This is a genomic window from Algoriphagus kandeliae (genome assembly GCF_004571135.1).
Taxonomy (GTDB): Bacteria; Bacteroidota; Bacteroidia; order Cytophagales; family Cyclobacteriaceae; genus Algoriphagus; species Algoriphagus kandeliae.
Genome location: NZ_SPSB01000015.1, coordinates 1 through 1,010, shown reverse-complemented (window position 1 = coordinate 1,010; position 1,010 = coordinate 1). Strand labels below are relative to the sequence as shown.

1 protein-coding gene is annotated in these 1,010 nt (G+C 45.6%); it reads left to right on the top strand.

The genetic code is table 11. The annotated features are described in order from the left end of the window. A partial coding sequence (locus tag E4S40_RS17055; protein ID WP_135077174.1) for a DUF7507 domain-containing protein occupies positions 1–1,010 on the top strand: 1,010 nt, incomplete at both ends.

Genomic DNA, 1,010 nt, shown 5'->3' with positions numbered 1-1,010 from the left:
TGACGTATACCTTAACGGTGACCAATACCGGTAACACGACCTTGACTAATGTGACGATCACGGATCCGTTGACAAACTTCAACGAGAATGTTGGAACGTTGGCACCGGGTCAGGTAGTGGTAAGAGAGACTGTCTACGGAGTGACTCAGGCTGATATGGATAACGGTACTATTCTCAACGTGGCTACCGTAGTGGGCTTTAAGGGTCAGAATCAGGTATCTGATGAAGATGACGCAGTGGTTACTGTAGAAAGAGATCCTGCTATTTCCTTGACCAAGACAGTAGATGTTGAATCTGTGAGTGCTGAAGGCATTGTGCTGAACTACACCTTGGTTGTGAAGAACACAGGTAATGTGACGCTTTCCAATGGTGAATTGAAAGATCCAAAAACACGCTTTGGGGTTCCGGTTGTCACCTTGGCTCCTGGAGAGGAGATTACCTTTACCACATCTTACACGGTGACCATTCAGGATCTATTGGACGGAGTGCCGATTGTAAATATTGCAAACGTTCAGGGTGTTGATGTAGTAACCCAGCAAGTAGTTAGAGCAGAAGCTCAGGCTATTGTGAATGTTAACCTGACTCCTGATATTGAAATTGAGAAGACTGCTGATGTTGAGTCTGTAAACGTGGCAGGTCAGGTGATTACTTACACCTTGACTGTTACCAATACAGGTACTGCACCATTGGTGAATGTAGAAGTAAATGATCCGCTTACTGGATTTGAAGAAACTATTCCATTGTTGTGGCCAGGTCAGGTCATTGACTTTACCACGACCTACGAAGCAACTCAAGAGGATATCGATGCCGGCGAGATTGTAAACGTTGCTTCCGTAGTTGGTTATACAAATACTGCTGAAGTAAGCGACGAAGCTGAAGAGGTGGTAATAGCCGAGCAGAATGCCGACATTGTTATTGACATTACGGACAACGAAGCGGACATTACTGAAGAGGGCGAGGAGATCACGTATACGATCACGGTAACCAACACGGGTAACGTGACCTTGGAG